General features: G+C 64.7%; 13 protein-coding genes. 7 read left to right on the plus strand and 6 right to left on the minus strand.

Features of this window, described 5'->3' with window-relative positions; genetic code table 11:
• Positions 1–46 precede the first annotated feature (46 nt).
• Both NO887_RS12220 and trmB read left to right on the plus strand, forming a co-directional pair.
• Complete coding sequence (locus NO887_RS12220; protein WP_256418565.1) at positions 47–787, plus strand: proteasome assembly chaperone family protein; 741 nt, start codon at positions 47–49, stop codon at positions 785–787.
• A 151-nt stretch (positions 788–938) separates the two neighbouring features.
• Positions 939–2048 carry an HTH-type sugar sensing transcriptional regulator TrmB gene (gene trmB / locus NO887_RS12225; protein WP_256418566.1) on the plus strand — a complete coding sequence of 370 codons (1110 nt, stop codon included), beginning with the start codon at positions 939–941 and terminating at the stop codon, positions 2046–2048.
• A gap of 102 nt (positions 2049–2150) precedes the next feature.
• Here the strand turns inward: trmB and ddh are convergent, their stop codons facing one another.
• On the minus strand, positions 2151–3101 hold the full coding sequence (gene ddh, locus NO887_RS12230) for a D-2-hydroxyacid dehydrogenase (RefSeq protein ID WP_256418567.1): 951 nt from the start codon (positions 3099–3101) through the stop codon (positions 2151–2153).
• 213 nt (positions 3102–3314) lie between these two features.
• On the opposite strand from ddh, the gene NO887_RS12235 reads away from it, so the two are divergent.
• Positions 3315–5330, plus strand: a complete 2016-nt coding sequence (locus NO887_RS12235; RefSeq protein ID WP_256418568.1) for an ATP-binding protein — start codon at positions 3315–3317, stop codon at positions 5328–5330.
• 3 nt (positions 5331–5333) lie between these two features.
• Entirely contained in the window at positions 5334–6341 is a 1008-nt protein-coding gene (locus NO887_RS12240) for a phosphotransferase family protein (RefSeq protein ID WP_256418569.1), read from the plus strand.
• Between the two features lie 46 nt (positions 6342–6387).
• Here the strand turns inward: NO887_RS12240 and NO887_RS12245 are convergent, their stop codons facing one another.
• Both NO887_RS12245 and lwrS read right to left on the minus strand, forming a co-directional pair.
• Positions 6388–7203 (minus strand): aldo/keto reductase, encoded by an 816-nt coding sequence (locus NO887_RS12245; protein ID WP_256418570.1) that lies wholly within the window; start codon positions 7201–7203, stop codon positions 6388–6390.
• 86 nt (positions 7204–7289) lie between these two features.
• A complete protein-coding gene (lwrS, locus tag NO887_RS12250; protein WP_256418571.1) occupies positions 7290–7676 on the minus strand; it encodes an LWR-salt protein in 387 nt (128 codons plus the stop codon).
• A gap of 64 nt (positions 7677–7740) precedes the next feature.
• Between lwrS and uppS the strand changes: the two genes are divergently transcribed.
• Positions 7741–8847 carry a polyprenyl diphosphate synthase gene (gene uppS, locus NO887_RS12255; protein WP_256418572.1) on the plus strand — a complete coding sequence of 369 codons (1107 nt, stop codon included), beginning with the start codon at positions 7741–7743 and terminating at the stop codon, positions 8845–8847.
• A 17-nt stretch (positions 8848–8864) separates the two neighbouring features.
• Here the strand turns inward: uppS and NO887_RS12260 are convergent, their stop codons facing one another.
• Positions 8865–9323: an NOB1 family endonuclease gene (locus tag NO887_RS12260; RefSeq protein WP_256418573.1), complete on the minus strand. Its 459-nt coding sequence runs from the start codon at positions 9321–9323 to the stop codon at positions 8865–8867.
• Positions 9323–9568 (minus strand): PRC-barrel domain-containing protein, encoded by a 246-nt coding sequence (locus NO887_RS12265; RefSeq protein WP_256418574.1) that lies wholly within the window; start codon positions 9566–9568, stop codon positions 9323–9325. The genes NO887_RS12260 and NO887_RS12265 overlap by 1 nt, the downstream gene beginning before the upstream one ends.
• Before the next feature lie 150 nt (positions 9569–9718).
• On the opposite strand from NO887_RS12265, the gene infB reads away from it, so the two are divergent.
• Together infB and mvaD are read left to right on the plus strand one after the other, a co-directional pair.
• A complete protein-coding gene (gene infB, locus NO887_RS12270; protein WP_256418575.1) occupies positions 9719–11512 on the plus strand; it encodes a translation initiation factor IF-2 in 1794 nt (597 codons plus the stop codon).
• Positions 11513–11621: 109 nt separating this feature from the next.
• Positions 11622–12620, plus strand: a complete 999-nt coding sequence (gene mvaD / locus NO887_RS12275) for a phosphomevalonate decarboxylase MvaD (protein ID WP_256418576.1) — start codon at positions 11622–11624, stop codon at positions 12618–12620.
• A 224-nt stretch (positions 12621–12844) separates the two neighbouring features.
• Here the strand turns inward: mvaD and NO887_RS12280 are convergent, their stop codons facing one another.
• Positions 12845–13405, minus strand: coding sequence for a TATA-box-binding protein (locus NO887_RS12280; RefSeq protein ID WP_256418577.1), 561 nt, complete (start codon positions 13403–13405; stop codon positions 12845–12847).
• Positions 13406–14288: the final 883 nt, after the last annotated feature.

The following is a 14288-nucleotide window of genomic DNA, read 5'->3' on the forward strand; positions in this document are numbered from 1 at the left end:
ATCCCATCCGGGAAATGATTAACACCTCGACTACCGAATTCCAAGTATGTCACACTCACCGCTGGGATCCCCCTCTTTCAGTGTCACCCATGATCTGTCGCCAAACGACGTGCTCGTGGCTGGATTTTCGTCATTCGGGCTCGCCGGTCTCACCGCCGTTGACTATCTCGTCGATAACCTCGAACTCGAAACGATCGGGCACGTGAGCACTGCCGATCTGCCGTCGATCACGCCCTTCGAGAAGGGACGACCACGCCACTCGATCCGACTGTACTCGGCTGACGATGTCGACGTAACCATTCTCGTCGGAGAGCAGTTCGTCCCGCCGGTGCTCGGCGAGCGGCTGGCGACGTCGATCCTCGACTGGACAGAGGCGGAAGAGGTCGCCGAGGTCGTGGTGCTCGCGGGCGTCCCGATCCCACATGGCCCCGACGCGCACAAGACGTTCTACGTTGCGACCGACGACTACCGCACCGCGCAACTCGAAGATGGAAGGGTTCCGCCGATGGAAACTGGGTTCCTCGACGGGGCCAACGCGTCACTGCTCGAACACGGAATGAACTCCCCGTTGGGCGTCGGCGTCTTCATCACGCCGGTTCACGCGCAAGCACCCGACGTCGAGGCGGCAGTCCGGCTCGTGGACACGATCGACGCCACGTACGACCTCGGCGTGGATTCCGGTCCGTTGGAAGCCTTTGCCGCCGAGATCCGCCAGTACTACGAGGGACTCGCAGAGCGTATCGAGGAACGTGAACCCGAGGGGGCCTACGATCGGATGTATATGTAGTCTAAATCTGAAGATTGGGTAAACGTGCACTAGTCAACAGGTAGATGCCTACGCTGTCGACACTGAATACACGCAAAGAATCCCGGTCTGAAAACCCGTGCAACTCGACTCATAGTAAAAACCTATACCAGAGGGGTACGTCAGACCGCCCATGACAGACGATCTCCGCGGCACGCTCGATCGCGTCGGGGACCGATTCAATCTCGGCGAGTACGAGATCGACGCGTACCTCGCGGTGTTAGAACACGGGGAACTGACGGCGAGCGACATCGCCGACAAGACCGATATTCCACAGCCACGGGTGTACGACACCGTCCGAAGTCTCTCTGACCGCGGGCTCGTGGAACTTCGCGAGTCGCGTCCGATGAAGATCGTCGCCGTCGATCCCGAGGACGCCTTCGGTGACCTCCGGTCGTCGTTCACGGAGATGGTCGACGAGCTCGAAGCCAGATACACCGCGCCGACGCGAGAGACCGAGGCCGTCTCGCTGGTGAAGTCGCGGTCGACGATCCTCCGCTACGTCGAAGAGGTGATAGAGAGCGCCGAGTTTGAGCTGGCGGTGTCGCTCACGCCCGCACTCCTCCGCCGATTCCGCGACGATCTCGCGGCCAAGGTTGCCGACGGCGTGAGCGTCGAGCTCCTCGTCACGCCAGCGTCGAAGGCCCCCGATCCGGATGAGTTCGACTACCTCGAGGTCGCGACAATCGCTCGCGCGCGCCGGGGGATCACCACGCCGATCCTCGCCGTCGCCGACGGGGAATACTCCGTGTACGCGACGCAGGACGCCCTCCGCGACGACCGCGAGCGATACGGCGTCATCTTCAACCGCTCCGCGCTCGGGTTCCTCGTCTCCGGTTTCTTCGGGACGGTTCTCTGGACGACCGCCGAGACGCTCGCGGCCGACGGCACGGAGCGTCCGTTCCCACGACGCTACGCGTCGATCCGGAGAGCGGTCAAGGACATCCGCGAGTTCAGTCGCGAGGCCGGCGAGTCCGAAGGCGGCAGCGAATCCGGGACCGGTGACGAGTCCGAGACCGGCGAGTTTTACGCGAGCGTCGAGGGACGAGACATCGAAACGGGCGAATCCGTCACGGTCAGTGGCCGAGTCGTCGATCTCGCGTTCGAGGACAGCGAGGAAGTGGCGTCCCTCGTCGTCGAAACGACGGACGGCCGAGTCGATATCGGCGGGCGCGTGGCCGCCCTCGAAGATATCGAGGGGCAAGTGATCGTGATCGGCCGCGACGGGCCGCCGGCGCTGTAGTGCGGCCGTTCAGTTAGTCGACCAACTCCCTCAACTCCCTCAACTCTCTCAACTCCCTCAACTCTCTCAACTCCCTCAACTCCCTCAACTCCCTCAACTCTCTCACAACACGCGGTTCGTCAGCGCCTCACCGGCGCGCGCCCGCCGGACGTTCTCACGGACGATCGAGGCCACGTGCTCGCCGTATCGGTGTGTGAACGCCGCGCAGTGCGGGGTCACGATGACCTCGTCCATCTCCCACAGCGCCGAGGTCTCCGGAAGCGGTTCGCGCTCGAAGACGTCGAGCGCCGCGCCGGCGATATCGCCGGCTTCGAGCGCCGACACGAGTGCAGATTGATCGACGACGCCTCCACGGGCCACGTTTATCAGGTACGCGTCGTCGGGCATCGCGTCGAACACGCGCCGGTCGATCATGCCCTCGGTCTCGTCGGTGAGCGGCACCGTCAGCACGACGAACCGCGCGTCGGCAACGGCGCGCTCCAGTTCTCCGGGCGTGTGTACCCGGTCGACACCGGGCTCTGGCACGGGTGTCCGCCGAACGCCGTCGACGTCGACGCCGAGCGCAGAGAGCCGATCGACGACGCCGCGGCCGAGACTCCCGAGTCCGACGACGCACGCGCGCTCGCCGGCTATCGTCCACGCCTCGTCCCAGTCCGGCTGACTCCACTCGCGCCGCTCCTGATCGCGGATGTGTTCGTGAAGCCGCCGCGAAAAGGCGAGCAGATAGCCGGCGACGGTCTCGCCGATCGCGTCGCCGTGGATCCCGGTGCTGTTCGTGAGGGCGACGCCCGCGTCTTCGAGCCGATCCTGCGGGAACCGGTCGACGCCTGCCTGAATCGAGTGGATCCAGTCGAGGTCGACGAACGACTCCCGGTGTTCGAACGTGACGATCGCGTCACACGTCGTTGCCGGCGCTCCATCTTTACCGTCGGTTCCGACGGATTCGTCGAGGACGTCGATATCGATAGAGAGGTCTGACAGCTGCTCTGCCAGAAACTCCGGCGGGAACAGCACCGATACGGAGGAATCGATCCCGAGGGTGTCGAGTCGCATGCGTCGACCGAGTACGACGACGCTCTTAATCGTTTGTCCGACCGTGTTCGGTCGGCGTGACGATCCACCGCGAGCGCGAACTCCCAGTTATCGCATCCGGTGGTCCAGCGAGATCTCATCCGGCGGTCCAGCGAGATCTCATCTGGCGGTCCAGCGGAGATCTCATCTGGCGGTCCAGCGGGGTTTATTGGGCGGGCGGACGCTGTACCGTATATGACCGAGCAGGAGACGATCCACGTCGCGGACGTCAGCGAGGGGATCGGCGGCGACGCGACGGCCGAACCGGGATCGCCGGTCGAACTACCGGTCGTCGACGTGCTCACCGGTCGCTCGTTTATCACCGGTAAGAGCGGATCCGGCAAGAGCAACACCGCGAGCGTCGTCATCGAGAACCTCCTTGGTAACGGATTTCCGGTTCTTATCGTAGATACTGATGGGGAATATTACGGCCTAAAAGAGGAATACGAAATCCTTCACGCCGGCGCGGACGACGAGTGCGACATCGTCGTCTCGCCGGAACATGCCGAGAAGATCGCCACGCTCGCCCTGGAAGAGAACGTCCCGATCATCCTCGATGTCTCCGGCTACCTCGAAGAGGACACCGCCAACGAACTGCTCTTGGAAGTCGTCAAACAGCTGTTCGCGAAAGAGAAGCGCCTCAAGAAGCCCTTCCTGCTTGTCGTCGAGGAGTGCCACGAGTACATCCCCGAAGGCGGCGGGATGGACGAGACGGGCAAGATGCTGATCAAGGTGGGCAAGCGCGGCCGGAAACACGGCCTCGGGATCGTGGGAATCAGCCAGCGTCCCGCCGACGTGAAAAAAGACTTTATCACCCAGTGCGACTGGCTCTGCTGGCACCGCCTCACGTGGGACAACGACACGAAGGTCGTCGGGCGCATCCTCGGTTCGAAGTACGCGAGTGCCGTCGAGGACCTCGGTGACGGCGAGGCGTTCCTGATGACCGACTGGGACGAGTCGATCCGGCGGATCCAGTTCCACCGCAAACGGACGTTCGATGCCGGTGCGACTCCGGGACTCGACGACTTCGAGCGCCCGGAACTCAAGTCCGTCTCCAGCGATCTGGTCGGCGAACTCCAGTCCATTTCCGACGAGCAGGCGCGACACGAGTCCGAGCTAGCCGACCTCCGGCAGGAACTCGACAAGAAGCGCCAGCGGATCCACGAACTCGAACGGGAGCTAGAGGAGGCCCGCGACCTGAGTAACATGGCCGACCAGTTCGCACAGGCGCTGCTCGGCAAGGCCGAAGCTCCCTATCGCGGCGGCGACGCGCGGTCTGTCGCCGCTTCGACGGTCGCCGAACGCGACGAACAGTCCGATCTCGACACCTACGACGCGGCGGCCGGCGACGAGACGGACAGGGACGCAGACACCGAAGGCTCGAAGCCCGAAACCAAGGAGTCTCCCGAAACCAAGGAGTCTCCCGAAACCAAGGAGTCTCCCGAAACCAAGGAGTCTCCCGAAACCAAGGAATCCCCCAAAACCCAGGAATCCCCCGAAACCGACGACACCGCGGTCAGAGAAGATGAGGCAGAAGATACGGACATCGTCGACGCTACAGACGACGTGTCTCCCGACGCCGACGACGTCGACCCGGTCACCCGTGACGACGTGGCCGAGAGTGCGCTCCGGTTCGACGACGCCGTCGAACTCGGGACGCGCGAGGCGGTCATCGAGGAACTTCGCGGTCGCATCGACGACCTCACCGACATCTCTCGCGGGATGCTCCGCCATTACCGGCGCGAGGGCGTGAGCGACCCCGTCGCGGCGCACATCGACGCCGGCGGCGACGGGGACGCCGAACACGCCTACAGCCGACACCGTCCCATCCGGCGCGCTGGGCTGATCCGCCATGCCGGCCGCGGCCACTACGCGTACGCCGTCCCAGACCTGATACGCGAGGCGTACGCGGATCGCCTCGACGACGAGAGCGTCGACGAGATCGTCCGTGCGGTCGAGACCGCGTTCGTTCCACCCGCCGAACGGAGCTATCCGCCGGACGCCGAGCCGACAGATCTCCGCGACGGCGACACGCGAGACACAGAGACGCGAGACGACGAGAGCGGCCCGAACACGGCAGAGGCGATAGCCAGAGACGACGAGACGGTCGAATCAGAAGCGGAGCCAACAGAAGAGCGGTCGACGACATCGTCGGGACTCAGCGCCGCCGCGCGCGAGTACGCCGACCGCGATCGGTCAATCGGCGAGTGATCCGTGGCGGCGAACGAGGTCGTCTCGTCCGTTATTCGCGACGCGTTTCCCGACCGCCCCGTGGCCGAATTATGTGAGGTTGGGACCTCGTGGAACGGTGCGAACGAGACACTCGGCGTCCAGTTCGCCGACGGAGACCGAGCGTTCTGTAAGGTCGCCGTTGACGGAGACGGGACCCGGATCGCCCGCGAGCGGGCCGTGTTGCGGTACGTCGCCGCCGAGCGCTCGATCCCGGTTCCGTCGGTGCTCGCGGCTGACCGGAACGGAACGCCGCCGTACCTCGTGACCGCGCCGGTCTCCGGCCGCGAACTCACCGTCGCGTGGAACGACGCCGACGAGAACTCGGCGCGCGAAGCGCTTCTTTATCGTGTCGGGCGGACGCTCGCGACGCTCCACGCGGAGCTGTTCGACGCCCACGGCGAGATCGTCGGGGAAGCCGACGCCGCCACACCCGCGATCGCGATCGACCCGGCCCCGTGGCCCGACGTGCTCCGTTCGACGATCGAGCGGACTCGCGAGATCGGGACCACGGAGCGACTCGCTGGCCACTACGACGCCGTCGTCGACTGCGTCGAAGCGAACCGCAGTCGCCTCAGCGACGCGCCGGCGGCGCTGCTCCACGGAGACGTGGCGATGCCGAACCTGTTCGTCGCAGATAACGCGGCCGTCGACGATGACACGACTGTCGACGACGGAATCGCCGCGATCGACTGGGAACTCGCTCACGTGGGCGATCCGGCGCGAGACCTCGTGCGGGCGGAAGACCAACTCCTCAACGGGTTCGACAGCACCGGTCCCGAGGCGTACGCCACCGCGCTCCACGACGGATACCGCGAGGTCGCCGGCGGACTTCCGCCGGGGTTCGCGGAACGGCGTCCCGTCTATGAGGTCGTCCGGATGCTCGGACGCTCGGGGTTCCTCGACCAGTGGGCGACCTACCTCGACGAGCCGATCGACGCGCTCGCGGACCGCGCGGACGCGGAGTTGCAGGCCCGGCTAACTGCCGTGTGATCGCGATTCCGAATGCATGGTCGAAAAACACCAACGTACGACCGGGTCAGCGGTTCCAGGCCGCGTCATCGCGATCGATCTGTCTGCCGCCGGACTCAAGCGCGTCGACGGCCGCGAGGGTCGAGTCAGGCACGTCCGCGTCGACGGCGCGAAGGTTCTCTCGAACGTGGTCGCCGGTCGCCTTCGGGATCGGTGTCACGTCGCGAGCAAGCGCCCACGCGAGCGCGAGGACGGCCGGCGAGTGCCCGCTCCGATCGGCTATTTCGAGGAACGCGTCGTCGTCGAACAGCGCGCCCCGAGCCAGCGGAGAGTACCCGACGAGCCGGTGGCCGAACTCCTCGGCGAGCGCGCGGAGTTCGGCCTGCTGGAACCGCGGGTGACACTCGACTTGGTGGGCCGCGATCGGCGCGTCGAGTATCTCGCGGGCCTCCCGAAGCAGGTCGGGCGTGAAGTTCGAGACGCCGACGTGATCCGCGAGCCCGTCGTCGCGGAGCTCGTCGACGGCCGGGAGCGTCGCTTCGGGCTCGTACGCGTCGGTCGGCCAGTGGACGTACAGGAGGTCGACGCGGTCGAGCCCGAGTCGATCGAGACTCTCGCGGGCCGTCCGGCGAACGTCCTCGGGCGCGAGATTCGTCGGGTGAATCTTCGTGGCGACAATCACATCCTCGCGCTCGACGTCGACGGTCGGATCGGCACAGGCGCGTTCGATTCCGTCGCCGACGGCCGCCTCGTTGTCGTACATCTGTGCGGTGTCGACGTGGCGGTAGCCGGCGTCGAGTGCAGCGGCGACGGTCGCGGTGCACTCAGCCGGGTCGTCGAGGCCGGAGGTTCCGAGTCCCAAGGAAAGATCGAGGGGAGGCATACCCGGAACTCCCGCCGCGGCCTGAAAAGGATGCACGGGCGGCCTCTCACCTCTGGTGGTCGCTCGGGCCTAGTAGTCGCTCGCGTCTATCGATCACGGACGTGGATCGAGGAGCCGAGGTACTTGCGGACGACCGCGTCGACCGCGTCGGCGTTGAACCGATCGAGATCGTCCGCGATCACGTCACGAAGCGCGTCGCGGTACGCCTGATCGGTTCGCAGCTCCCGAAACTGGATAGCGACAATCTCGACCCCGTCGGCCTCTGCGACTCCGAGATGATCGGCCGCAAGTCGGCTGAACGACGGCTCGTCGCCGATCTCGCCGCGCCAGAGGCGGTCACGGAAGAACAGCCAGCCGTCCGAACCGGGCGTGTGCGCCGGAATCTCCATCGACGTCTCGAAGCGGTCGGGGTCGACGACCGCGTCGGGCGGATCGACCTGAAATTCGACTCGGAACACGTAGGCGGCGTCCATCAGGGGGCGCATTTGTCTGCAAAGCAAAAAAGTACATACCGCTTGGCCGTGTCAGTCGGAACGTATGTTGCATCGGCTTCGCGGTCTCGTCGAACGCGCGTATCGGCGACACCTCCGTCGCGAGATCGAAGACGTTCCGGCACACGTCGCGATTATCCAAGACGGAAACCGTCGGTACGCGCGCGAACGCGGCGCTGACGCGCCCGACGGCCACCGCGCCGGGGCCGACACCACCGAGCGCGTGCTCGACTGGTGTGCGGATCTCGGCGTCGCGGAGCTGACGCTGTACGCCTTCTCGACCGAGAACTTCGAGCGCCCGGACGAGGAGCTGGAACCGCTCTTCGACCTCCTCGAAGCCAAGCTCCGCGAGTTCGCAGACGCCGATCGCGTCCACGATCAGGGCGTCCGCATTCGGGCAATCGGCGACGTGGACCGGCTCCCTGAACGCGTGCGCGACGCAGTCGAATACGCCGAACGCCGCACCGCCGACAACGACCGCTTCACGCTGAACGTGGCGCTCGCGTACGGGGGTCGGACGGAGCTGCTCGACGCCGCCCGCGCGATCGCCGAGGATGTCAACGAGGGCGAGCTCGATCCCGACGATGTCGACGCGCGAGTCGTCGAAGACCGACTCTACGACCGACCGGTCCGAGACGTCGATCTCATCGTGCGCACCGGCGGCGACGAGCGCACATCGAATTTCCTGCCGTGGCACGCCAACGGCAACGAGGCCGCGGTCTACTTCTGTGCCCCCTACTGGCCGGAGTTCTCACAGGTCGAACTGTTGCGAGCCGTTCGAACGTACCAGTCAAGAGAGGAGTCGTGGCAGCGCGCCCGCGCCGAACGAGCGGCCGCGCTCGTCGCGGCCGTCGCTGAGGCCGAACTCGCGGAGGCGCAGGCCGTCGCGCGGCGGCTCAGAGACCGGTTCCCGCGGCTCGACACGTCGGCGCTTCCGGGCACGCTCGCCGATGACGACGAGACCGACGGCGAGGAGACGATACTCGAGGAAGAGATGATCGCCGACGGCGGGGGGACGACGATCGATGAAGGGACAATCGGCGATGACGGGTCGATCGCTGACGAGAGAGCGCTCGCCGGTGAGGAAGCGAGCACCGGTGAAGAAGCGATCGCGGGCGACGTTCTCGACGCGGACCCGGAGTTAGCGGACTGACTCGGTCTGCGTGACGGTCACGCCGGGTTCTTCCGCGTCAGGTCGCTCCCGCAGATCGGGCACCGCTCTTTGTTCTCGTCGAACGTGCGGTTACAGCCGACACACTGGAACCGCCACTCGCGCTCCTCCGTGATCCCGTCGCGAGCGATGGCCTCGACCGCGATGTCGAGCCGCTCTGCGACGTTCTGCATCGCGTAGTCGTCGGTGACGAGGGTCGCGCTCAACTCGAGCGCGGTCGCGATCAGCCGGGTGTCGGTCTCGGAGAGCTCCGCGGCGTCGCCGGAGCCCTTCGCGGCGCGGCGGACGTTGTCCATCACCTCCGGGGCGGGGACGTGGATCGTCATCCCGGATCCCTCCATCGCGTCGAAGCGGAGCGCTCCCTCGCCGGTGAGTTCGTCGTGGACTTCCGGCACGGAGATGACATCGTCGTCGGTGGTGTACTCGTGGATGAACGCCGAGGTGTCGAGGACTTCCATCAGCGGGCGACGACGATGTAGTCTTTCACCGCCTGCACGTTCGCAACCGGTACCTTGAGACGGCCCATCTCGTCGACGTCGAAGCTCAGTCGGTCCGCACTGAGCTGATCGTGGGGACTCACCAGCAGATTGCGGAGTTCGCCGGACTTGAGGTCCATCGTGATGTTGTACAGGTCGCCGAGCTCCGTACCGTCCGAGCTCATCACCGCCTTCCCGGAGAGGTTCTCCGCGAGGATGTCTACCATGTGCGCTACGTCCCGGCCGACGGTCTTAAACGCCACGGGGGCGTCCGACGGGCGACCGACGCGGCTTGGGAACGACGGACGCGTTTTGAAAGGCTTAACTGACGCCCGGGCGGAACGTCCGGTAACCGATTCTTTTCGGGGCGATCACTGATGACCGACCACACAAACGCGGACACTCTTCGGACGCCGATCGTCGCCGTGCTGGGCCACGTCGATCACGGCAAGACGAGCTTGCTCGACACGATCCGCGGCTCCGCCGTCAGCGAGGGCGAAGCCGGGGCGATCACCCAACACATCGGGGCGACGGACATCCCGCTCGACACCATCTCGGGGATGGCGGGCGAACTCATCGACCCGACCGATTTCGATCTCCCGGGGCTCCTTTTCATCGACACGCCCGGCCACCACTCCTTCTCGACGCTGCGCGCTCGCGGGGGCGCGCTCGCAGACATCGCGGTGCTCGTTGTCGACGTCAATGACGGCTTCCAGCCGCAGACCGAGGAGGCGATAGACATCCTCCGACGCACGGGAACACCCTTCGTCGTCGCCGCCAACAAAGCCGACACGACACCAGGATGGAACCCGCAGGACGGCGAGCCGATCCAGCGCAGCCTAGAGGCGCAGTCCGAGCGCGCCGAGTCCATGCTCAACGAGAACCTCTACGAGATCATCGGCCAGCTCTCCGACGCGGGGTTCTCAGCCGACCTCTACTGGCGCGTGCAGGACTTCCAGAAGAACATCGGCGTGGTCCCGCTGTCGGCGCTCACCGGCGAGGGCGTCCCCGACCTGCTCACCGTCCTCATGGGCCTCTCTCAGCGGTTCATGAAAGAGGAGATGGCGATCGACGTACAGGGGCCCGGCGAGGGGACCGTCTTGGAGGTCAAAGACGAGCGAGGGTTCGGTTCCACCATCGACACCGTAGTGTACGACGGCGTGATCCGCAACGGTGACACGATCGTCGTCGGAGGGCAAAACGAGCCGATCGTCACCGAGGTCAGGGCGCTGTTACGCCCGCGCCCGCTCGAAGAGATCCGCACGGAGAAGAAGTTCGAGAAGGTCGCCGAGGTCGGGGCCGCGGCCGGCGTGAAGATCGCCGCACCGGACCTCGATCAGGCGATGGCCGGCGCGCCGGTCCGCGTCGTCCGCGACCGTCCGCTGGAGGGCGTGATCGAGGAGGTGAAAGCGGAACTCGCCGAGATCGAGGTCGAGACTGCAGAGGACGGGGTCGTCGTCAAGGCGGACACCCTCGGCTCTCTCGAAGCGATGGCGAACGCCCTCCGCGAGGCGGAGGTCCCCATCCTGCGCGCCGAGGTCGGCGACATCGCGCCGCGCGACATCGCCGTCGCGGAGACCGCGAACCAAGACGAGCACAAGGCGATCTTGGGATTCAACGTCGATCTGCTCGCGAACGCGGAGACCGAGCTCGAAAACGCGGACATGAAGCTGTTCACCGACGAGGTCATCTATCAGCTCATCGATGACTACGAGACCTACGTCGAAGAGCGCGAGCGCGCACAGCAGGAGACGGTGCTCGACAAGGTCGTTCGCCCCTCGCGGTTCCGCATCCTTCCTGACCACACCTTCCGACAGAACGATCCCGCGGTGGTCGGCGTCGAGGTCATCTCCGGGACGGTCCAGAACAACCGCAACGTCGGCACCTTCGAGGGCAACGAGTTCGAGCGCGTCGGACAGCTCTCGGGGATCCAGAAACAGGGCGACGACGTGGACGAGGCCCGCGCCGGCGAGCGCGTGAGCATCGCCATCGACGGCCCCACGGTGGGCCGCGACATCGAGGAGGGCGACACGCTCTGGACCGAGGTCCCCGAGAAGCACGCGAAGATCCTAGAGCAGGAGCTGAAAGAGGAGATCACGGCCGACGAGCGCGAGGCGCTCGCGGCGTACCTCGAAACCAAGCGGAAACGCGACCCGTTCTGGGGGAAGTAGGCGACGATACGTATACTTCGACGCCTCGTCGTTGGCGTTCGCTCGCGCTCTTGACGCTTACCTCCCGCCCATCGCAACGACTAATCCCCCGCCGGACGCTTCCCGAGGTATGACCGAGAAGGCCACCGCGCGAGCCCACCCGATCCAAGGGCTCGTCAAGTACCACGGGATGCGTGACGAGGAACTCCGGCTCCCGTACCACGACAGCATCAGCCTCTGTACCGCCCCGACCGCGACGACGACGACCGTCGAGTGGCAGCCCGACGCGCGCGAGGACGTGTACGTCATCGGCGGCGAGGAGGTGGAGGGTCGGGCCGCGGAGCGCATCGACAATGTCGTCGAACACGTCCGCGAACTGACCGGCGTCGACGCCGCCGTCCGGCTGGAAAGCGAGAACTCCTTCCCGTCGAACATCGGCTTCGGCTCCTCGTCGTCCGGCTTCGCGGCCGCCGCGCTCGCGCTCGTCGAGGCCGCGGGACTCGACTTGAGCCTCCCCGAAGTCTCCACGGTCGCCCGTCGCGGCTCCTCTTCGGCCGCCCGCGCGGTCACGGGCGCGTACTCGCGGCTCGACGCCGGGCTCAACGACGCCGACTGCCGGTCGCACCGGCTCGACGTGGGCGTGAGCGACGACGGGTTCGACCCCGAGGAGGATCTCCGGATCGTCGCCGCGCACGTGCCCGCGTACAAGGAGACGGAGGAGGCGCACCGCGAGGCGGCCGCGAGCCACATGATGCAGGCGCGGACCGCCCACGTACAGGACCAGCTCGTCGAAATGACAGACGCTTTGCGCGAGGGATCGTTCGACCGAATCTTCGAGACGGCCGAACACGACTCGCTGTCGCTTACGGCCACCACCATGACCGGTCCCGCGGGATGGGTGTACTGGCAGCCCGAGACGATCGCCGTGTTCAACGCGGTCCGCGAACTCCGCGAGGATGGCGTCCCCGTCTACTTCTCGACGGACACCGGCGCGTCGGTGTACGTGAACACGCTGGCCGACCACGTCGACGACGTCGAGAGTCGGATCGCGGAGATCGGGATCGACACCGACGTCTGGGAGGTCGGCGGCCCCGCCCACCTGCTCGACGCGAGCGAGGCGCTGTTCTGAGGTCGGCGGTCAGTCTGAAAACCGCGGCCTCGGTCGCGATCCGCGGCGATTTATTGGATCGGGATACACTTCGGTGTCCGTATGACGAGATCACTCTGCCAGATTCTGTCTGTCGCGATACGACACAAAAGCGAATTCGACAGGATTGGTACGTATCTCGTGGCTGCCGACAGCGGATCGTCTTCTGCGGTTCATCCGTCGGTTGACGATTGTCTCCGACAGATTCAACCGAGGAGTCCGAGGCCTTCGATCCGTTCGACAATCTCTTCGACTGCCTCCTCCGCATCGTCCGTCCGCTTGCCGCCCGTGATGACGATTTTCCCACTCCCGAACAGCAGAATCACGACCTCGGGTTCGTCCATCCGGTACACGAGTCCTGGGAATTGCTCCGGCTCGTATTCGACGTCTTCTAATCCGAGACCGATCGCGAGAGCATTGAGGTTCAGATTGTGTCCGAGATCGGCGCTCGACACGATATTCTGGACGGTGATCTCCGGGTCGTCTTCGACGGGGATCTGTAGCCCGCGAAGCTTCTCGAAGATGATTCCCAGTGCCTCGTGAACGTCGGCGATACTCTTCGCGCCCGTACACACGATCTTGCCGGACCGGAAGATAAGTGCGGCTGCCTTCGGCTCCTGCGTCCGGTAAACGAGCCCAGGGAAGTTATCCGGATTAAAATCGGCACCCGGGAGATCCTCTGCGAGCGCCTCTAAGTCGAGTTCCTGTCCGATCCCCGTCGATGCAACTACGTTCTGTATCTCGATCGAATCTGCAGGGTTCGTCATCGTTCGCTTTTATATGTGGTCCCCTCCCTTATAAACGCCCGTGGTATAAATGGCCCGTTCGCTGGTGGGGACCCTATCTTATGCTCACCCAGTAGCCGTGCAATTGAGACGAACAGATGGATAAGTGCGCCACCGTTTTCTTCACTGATCAGCGGTCGTGCAGTCACTGCTACTCATATAACTCTGTGCCACGACTTCTAAAATCGAACTTCTGAATGAGAGTTCACACTGAAGGTTTCCCTCTATATCTCTCTTGTTCCATACCGTTGACGCGTGTTCTCATGTCTTTTTGCCCCGTCATGAAAATGATGATAAAATTATGCATTCTCAAATCCTCCTGATATCTTGAAATCGCTACCGTGATCGTGTCGCTTCGTTTTTCGCCGTCTGATCGACTACTGTCGTGGGAACTGATACCATTGAAACCGCATGACGTGGCGTCGATAGTTCGACGGGGTTAAATACAACCCGGCCATCGTGACTAATGCGAAGGTCCCCCGGTGCGAGGGACTCCGGCCGGCCGCTCGGCGGCCGGTCGAAGTATTCCGACGTGCTTAAGTGTATAAGCCCGTTCGGTCAAGACGCGAAGAACGCACCGCGGATTCGGGCCGTTCAACTCGGCCCGGTTTCGCAGAGTCGGTTTGTCCGACTCACCAACATGAGGATTTCGCCCCCTGCGCTCCGGCGTAAGCGGAAATCTGATGTGAGCCATGGTCGTTCGGTGTCATCCAGGTCGCTGGATGGGACTGGACACCATACTAGACCATGCAATGGTGTGTTGACATCGTGTCAACACCCGCCAACACCCCCTCAGTGCCGGGAACCAGGCACTGAGGTATACATTCCGGTTGATCCTGCCGGAGGCCATTGCTATTGGGATTCG

The sequence above is a fragment of the Halorubrum laminariae genome, assembly GCF_024494655.1.
Lineage (GTDB): Archaea > Halobacteriota > Halobacteria > Halobacteriales > Haloferacaceae > Halorubrum > Halorubrum laminariae.

What these genes read in the sequence shown, in the direction of transcription:
- NO887_RS12220 (WP_256418565.1), top strand. Translation starts at nt 47, where the DNA reads ATGTCACACTCACCGCTGGGATCCCCCTCTTTCAGTGTCACCCATGAT.
- trmB (WP_256418566.1), top strand. Translation starts at nt 939, where the DNA reads ATGACAGACGATCTCCGCGGCACGCTCGATCGCGTCGGGGACCGATTC.
- ddh (WP_256418567.1), bottom strand. Translation starts at nt 3,101, where the DNA reads ATGCGACTCGACACCCTCGGGATCGATTCCTCCGTATCGGTGCTGTTC.
- NO887_RS12235 (WP_256418568.1), top strand. Translation starts at nt 3,315, where the DNA reads ATGACCGAGCAGGAGACGATCCACGTCGCGGACGTCAGCGAGGGGATC.
- NO887_RS12245 (WP_256418570.1), bottom strand. Translation starts at nt 7,203, where the DNA reads ATGCCTCCCCTCGATCTTTCCTTGGGACTCGGAACCTCCGGCCTCGAC.
- lwrS (WP_256418571.1), bottom strand. Translation starts at nt 7,676, where the DNA reads ATGGACGCCGCCTACGTGTTCCGAGTCGAATTTCAGGTCGATCCGCCC.
- uppS (WP_256418572.1), top strand. Translation starts at nt 7,741, where the DNA reads ATGTTGCATCGGCTTCGCGGTCTCGTCGAACGCGCGTATCGGCGACAC.
- NO887_RS12260 (WP_256418573.1), bottom strand. Translation starts at nt 9,323, where the DNA reads ATGGAAGTCCTCGACACCTCGGCGTTCATCCACGAGTACACCACCGAC.
- NO887_RS12265 (WP_256418574.1), bottom strand. Translation starts at nt 9,568, where the DNA reads ATGGTAGACATCCTCGCGGAGAACCTCTCCGGGAAGGCGGTGATGAGC.
- infB (WP_256418575.1), top strand. Translation starts at nt 9,719, where the DNA reads ATGACCGACCACACAAACGCGGACACTCTTCGGACGCCGATCGTCGCC.
- mvaD (WP_256418576.1), top strand. Translation starts at nt 11,622, where the DNA reads ATGACCGAGAAGGCCACCGCGCGAGCCCACCCGATCCAAGGGCTCGTC.
- NO887_RS12280 (WP_256418577.1), bottom strand. Translation starts at nt 13,405, where the DNA reads ATGACGAACCCTGCAGATTCGATCGAGATACAGAACGTAGTTGCATCG.